This is a genomic window from Chryseobacterium contaminans, from assembly GCF_001684955.1.
GTDB lineage: Bacteria > Bacteroidota > Bacteroidia > Flavobacteriales > Weeksellaceae > Chryseobacterium > Chryseobacterium contaminans.
Genome location: NZ_MAYF01000130.1, coordinates 1 through 5,292 on the forward strand (window position 1 = coordinate 1; position 5,292 = coordinate 5,292).

Annotated in this window: 5 protein-coding genes and 1 pseudogene; 2 read left to right on the forward strand and 4 right to left on the reverse strand. The window is 35.9% G+C overall.

Going from position 1 to position 5,292, the window contains the following annotated elements:
* The 3 genes and pseudogenes from BBH99_RS09285 to BBH99_RS09295 form a co-directional block, all read right to left on the reverse strand.
* A pseudogene (locus BBH99_RS09285) lies at positions 1-243 on the reverse strand (DUF1569 domain-containing protein); the annotation flags it as partial.
* Positions 237-773 carry a YfiT family bacillithiol transferase gene (locus BBH99_RS09290; RefSeq protein WP_066694883.1) on the reverse strand — a complete coding sequence of 179 codons (537 nt, stop codon included), beginning with the start codon at positions 771-773 and terminating at the stop codon, positions 237-239. The pseudogene BBH99_RS09285 and the gene BBH99_RS09290, both read right to left, overlap by 7 nt.
* A 180-nt stretch (positions 774-953) precedes the next feature.
* Entirely contained in the window at positions 954-2,096 is a 1,143-nt protein-coding gene (locus BBH99_RS09295; RefSeq protein WP_066694885.1) for a DEAD/DEAH box helicase, read from the reverse strand.
* Positions 2,097-2,343: 247 nt separating this feature from the next.
* On the opposite strand from BBH99_RS09295, the gene pncA reads away from it, so the two are divergent.
* Entirely contained in the window at positions 2,344-2,949 is a 606-nt protein-coding gene (pncA, locus tag BBH99_RS09300) for a bifunctional nicotinamidase/pyrazinamidase (protein ID WP_066694887.1), read from the forward strand.
* An 83-nt stretch (positions 2,950-3,032) separates the two neighbouring features.
* Here pncA and BBH99_RS09305 read toward each other — a convergent pair whose 3' ends face one another.
* Complete coding sequence (locus BBH99_RS09305; RefSeq protein WP_228390776.1) at positions 3,033-4,217, reverse strand: pseudouridine synthase; 1,185 nt, start codon at positions 4,215-4,217, stop codon at positions 3,033-3,035.
* Between the two features lie 101 nt (positions 4,218-4,318).
* Between BBH99_RS09305 and aroB the strand changes: the two genes are divergently transcribed.
* Positions 4,319-5,292: 3-dehydroquinate synthase (aroB, locus tag BBH99_RS09310; RefSeq protein ID WP_066694889.1), on the forward strand; the 974-nt coding region annotated here is incomplete at its 3' end.

Below are 5,292 nucleotides of genomic sequence, written 5' to 3' on the forward strand. Positions count from 1 at the left end.
GGGAATTCCGTTATTGAAAACATACATTTCCAGTTTTGTAACGATTCCTATTGTCTCAAAAAGAAGATTAATAGGAGGAAGTTCAATTTTGTATAATGCAACCTGAAGAACTAGGTCACAATGCGTTAACATCTGGCAGACATCCATTTTTCCCCACTTTCTTTGGCTGTCTACAGATAATCTGGAAATCCTCTCTATAATTTCCTTATAATATATTGGATGAATCAGAAGTTTTTTTACCAACCTTTTTCTTTCTTCAGATTTTCAATATGGGCAAAATGATGGTTACAATGCCAGACATATAAGGCAAGATTATCCCTTAAATTATAATTTCTGTTGTGTTCAGGATGATGGAAAGTTCTTTCAAACTGCTTATTCGTAAGGCTTTTAAGAAGAGTTGTCCATCTTTGGTGAGTTCCTTTTATCATTCTCATTGCCGGCTTTACAGGCATGTGGATGCTGTCCTGAAGTTCGGCCCATTTAGCTTCATCATAGGGTTTTATGGTTGGGTTGTCTTCAGTAAGGGCTAATTTAAAACGGATAAAGCTGTTGGCATGACTGTCTGCAATATGATTTACAAGCTGTCTTACCGTCCACCCTCCTTCTCTATAAGGCGTATCAAGCTGTTCGTCTGTGAAATGTTCAATGAGATTCTTCAGTTTTCCGGGAAAGTCTTTAATTGCCTTAATATAGGTGTCTAAAGTGGTATCACAGATGTTTTCCGGCATTTCGAACGGTCCTATTGGAAATTTTTTATTCTCAATGTTACTCATTGTTCAGGTTTTAACTTTTAATTATTGCAGGTTTGTTTGATGGTTTGATCTTAGGCAAACCATTTCCGCTTCTGTAAATTTATTAAAATTCAAGAAATTTAAATATGAAAAAAATGTTAATTATAAAGATTATACAGGAAAATAAAAAGCTCTGATTGCAGACAATCAAAGCTTTTTATATTAATATCCATGAAGGTTAATGCCTTCTGTTCTTTCTAAGGGGACTTTTTTACCCATTTTCTTTTGGATTACCCTGAAGTGTTGCAATTCGTCATCTGTAAGAATATTAATTGCAGTTCCTTTTTCGTTGGCACGGCCTGTTCTACCAATTCGGTGTATATAATCTAAAGGAGAACGAGGCAGCTCGTAATTGATAACGCAAGGCAGATAATCAATATGAATCCCACGCCCGATCAGGTCTGTAGCAACCAGAATTTGAGCCCCATTAGACTTAAATTCTTCCAAATTATTTCTTCTGGCGCCTTGTGATTTCTGACTGTGAATAGCCACTGCTTTGATTTTATTCTTTTTAAGTTTTTCCACCAGATTATCAGCAGATCTTGTAGACGATACAAATATCAACGCTTTTTCAACTTTCTTTTCTTTAATAAGATATCGTAAAAAAGGACCTTTATCTTCAGGAGAAACATGATAGGCAAACTGTTCGATATTATCAATCTCTACTTCCTCTTTTTTAATTTCAATAATGGTTGGATTAATAGATAAACGTTCCTTCATTTCAGCAATTTTATCATTTAAAGTTGCTGAGAATAAAGTGGTTTGTTTTACTACAGGCATCAGAGCAAAAAGCTTATTCATTTCTTCTCCAAAACCTAACTGAAACATTTTATCTGCTTCATCTACTACCAAATGCTGAATCTCTGAAATACTCAAGGCATTATGATCAATTAAATCCAATAAACGTCCAGGAGTTGCTATAAGGACCTCTACCCCAAACATTCCTTTCATCTGTGGATTAATCGAAACCCCGCCATAAACCGCCATAGTACGTATATCACGCTTCAGATTTTCTGTGAATGCTCTGAACACTTCATCAATCTGGATGGCCAATTCACGTGTAGGAACCAATATTAAAACCTGGACATTACGTCCTTTTTTTGCTTCTGTATTCTGTAACTTTTCTAAAATTGGCATTACAAAACAGGCTGTTTTTCCGGAACCTGTCTGAGCAATTCCCATAAGATCTTTGCCTTGCAGAATAACAGGTACAGCCTGTTCCTGGATTGGAAAAGGTTTTAAGTACCCCAGCTTCTTTACAGAGCGAATAATATTGTGTGATAATCCTAACGATTCAAATGACATAAAAACTATTTATTTGCAGCAAAGATACATTAAAAGGCTGGAAGCTGGGTGATGGAATAAGGAAGTAATGATACTCCTTTTCTTTTAAAGGTGACAGTTCGTCGTTGTAAAACTAAAAGTAACTTCCATCTTCTTTCTTCCGACTTCCATCCTTTTATTTTTTTGCCGATTTGTCCGATAATTCAGTTTTGGAGAAATTTTTGCCAATTAGTTTTGTAAATTTATCAAAAATTTGAGAATTCAAAATATGAAAAAAGCATTAATAATAGTCGATGTACAGAATGATTTTTGTGAAGGCGGAGCATTGGCAGTACCGGGAGCTAACGAGATTATTCCTTATATCAATCTTTTGATGGAAGAAAATGAATATGATCAGATCATTTTAACACAAGACTGGCATCCGGCAGGGCATAAAAGCTTTGCAAGCACAAACGGGCGCAAGGTAGGAGAAAGTATTATCCTTAACGGTGTTCCGCAGTTTATGTGGCCGGATCACTGTGTACAGGGGACTTTTGGTGCTGAATTCCATAAAGATTTAAACCAAAGTAAGGTTACTCATATCATACAGAAAGGAAAAAATATTGAAATTGACAGCTACAGTGGTTTCCAGGACAACAATCATTTCATGAAAACAGGATTGGATGATTTCCTGAAATATCATGATATCCAGTTAGTGGAAATTGTAGGTTTGGCAATGGATTATTGTGTGAAATATACCGCTCAGGATGCTGTAGCCAATGGATATGTTACCTGTCTCCATTTTAACGGAACCAGAGCTGTGAACGTAAAACCTGATAACGGTAGGGATGCAATCTATGATATGATTGAAAAAGGAGTAACAGTATTGGGATAACATATAAATTTAATACCCAAAAAAATAAAAGGCGTTGAAATGAATCAGCGCCTTTATATTTTAAATCTTAAAATGGTTTTATTTTAAAGCATTTTAAGGTTGTTTACTTCCAGTTCTGTAAGGATTCTCCAGTGTCCTCTTTTGATGTTTTTCTTCGTTAATCCGGCAAACATTACTCTGTCTAAAGACTCTACTTCATAACCTAATCGTTGGAAAATTCTTCTGATAACACGGTTCCATCCGATGTGGATCTCAATCCCAACTTCATTTTTAGGTTTCCCTTCAATGTATGAAATCTGGTCAACTACTGCTACCCCTTCATCAAGACGGATTCCTTCTGCAATAAGACGTAAATCTTCCCCTGTTAATTTCTTATCCAATGTTACATGGTAAATCTTCTTGGCATCAAAAGATGGATGCGTAAGTTTTTTAGTCATGTGTCCGTCGTTGGTTAATAAGATAACTCCTGTAGTAGAACGGTCTAATCTTCCAACCGGGAATAATCTGTAAGGAGAAGCGTTTGCTACAAGATCCATTACTGTTTTTCTTGCTTTATCATCCTTAGTGGTAGAAATATACCCTTTTGGCTTGTTCAGAAGCACATATACAGGTTTTTCCGGTGTAATGCTTTGCCCGTCAAAAACAACTTTATCAGTTTTCTGTACCTGATATCCCATTTCGGTTACCACCTTTCCGTTTACCTCTACAAGCCCTTGAGTGATAAGCTCATCAGCTTCTCTCCTGCTGCAGATCCCGGAATTAGCAATATACTTATTAAGACGGATGCTGTCTTTATGAATGTCTTTATCAATCTTGTTCAGCCTTCTTTTCTGTACAAAAGATTTTGTTTTGTCCTCTCTTCTCTCCTCTCCATTAGCAGTAGGTCTTCTACCATATTTCAGGCTGCCTCTTTCATACTTATCTCTTGTGTCAAAGTTTTTTCCACCTCTTTTAGGTTTCCCGAAAGATTTTTTCTCAAAACTCTCACTTTTGTTCGTGATATAAGGTTTTCTTTCAGATTTTGAGTCAAAATCATCATTGGAGCCATCAAAGCCTCCTGAACTTTTCTTGAACGGTTTCTTCTCAAATTTTGAGTTAGACCCTTTATGCTCGGGACCTTTTCTTCCACCGTCTTTAGAAAAAGGTTTTTTATAAGGTTTTGATCCTGAAGAATTTCCAGATCTGGAAGCACGAGAATCATCAGAACTTTTCTTGGTTGAAATTCTTGGTCTCTTTGGTCTGTCTGAATTATTATTATCTCTGCTCATTCTAAAAATTTCTGCAAAGATAGTAATTTAGTTACGAGTTAAAAATTAAGAATCATAACTTTGCAGTATAGTTTACATTTTAACCCCACATATTTTTGAAGATGATAACAATATTAAACGATAATTTTTCTCAACTCAACGACTTTCTTCACGAGAAAACATTCAGTAAAATTTTTATTTTGGTGGATGAAAATACTCATGAATACTGTCTTCCTGTTCTTTTAGGCAATATGGAAACAGATCTTGGGTTTGAGATTCTGGAGATTGAAGCCGGAGAAGAAATGAAGAATATCCAGACAGCCAATCAGCTTTGGGAAATTCTCACAGAAATGCAGGCAGACAGAAAGGCATTGGTGATTAACCTGGGTGGCGGTGTTATTACAGATATGGGAGGTTTTGTAGCATCTACTTATAAAAGAGGAATTCAGTTCATTAATATCCCTACTACCCTTTTATCTATGTGTGATGCCTCTATTGGCGGTAAAACAGGGATTGATCTGATGCACTATAAAAATATGGTAGGAACATTCGCATTCCCTGAGCAGATTTTTATTTATCCTAACTTTTTACAAACATTACCTTTTAAAGAATTAAGAAGTGGATTTGCTGAAATGCTTAAACATGGCCTTATTGCAGATAAAGCACACTGGGATCAGCTGATTCAGATCCATAAACTGGATGTGGATGCCGTAACTCCTTATATCCAGAATTCTATGGATATTAAACAGGATGTTGTAGAAAAAGACTTTCATGAAAGCAATATCAGAAAAACCCTGAATTTCGGACATACAATTGGTCATGCGGTGGAAAGCCTTTGTCTGCAGCAGGAAAACCCTATCCTGCATGGTGAAGCTGTTGCCATGGGTATGATTTGTGAGGCACACCTTGCCTATCTTGAAAACCTTATCTCAGAAGAGGATTCAAAAGTAATTATAGAAAATATTCAGAGATATTATCCTTATTTGGATATCAGTGATTTTAAAGATGAAGATATCACAGCATTGCTTTTAAATGATAAAAAGAATGTAGACAGTAAAATCAATTTTTCTCTGCTTACCGCTATTGGTAAATGTAA

Excerpts from the sequence above, each read along its gene's own strand:
- BBH99_RS09290 (WP_066694883.1), bottom strand. The coding sequence starts at position 773 with ATGAGTAACATTGAGAATAAAAAATTTCCAATAGGACCGTTCGAAATG.
- BBH99_RS09295 (WP_066694885.1), bottom strand. The coding sequence starts at position 2,096 with ATGTCATTTGAATCGTTAGGATTATCACACAATATTATTCGCTCTGTA.
- pncA (WP_066694887.1), top strand. The coding sequence starts at position 2,344 with ATGAAAAAAGCATTAATAATAGTCGATGTACAGAATGATTTTTGTGAA.
- BBH99_RS09305 (WP_228390776.1), bottom strand. The coding sequence starts at position 4,217 with ATGAGCAGAGATAATAATAATTCAGACAGACCAAAGAGACCAAGAATT.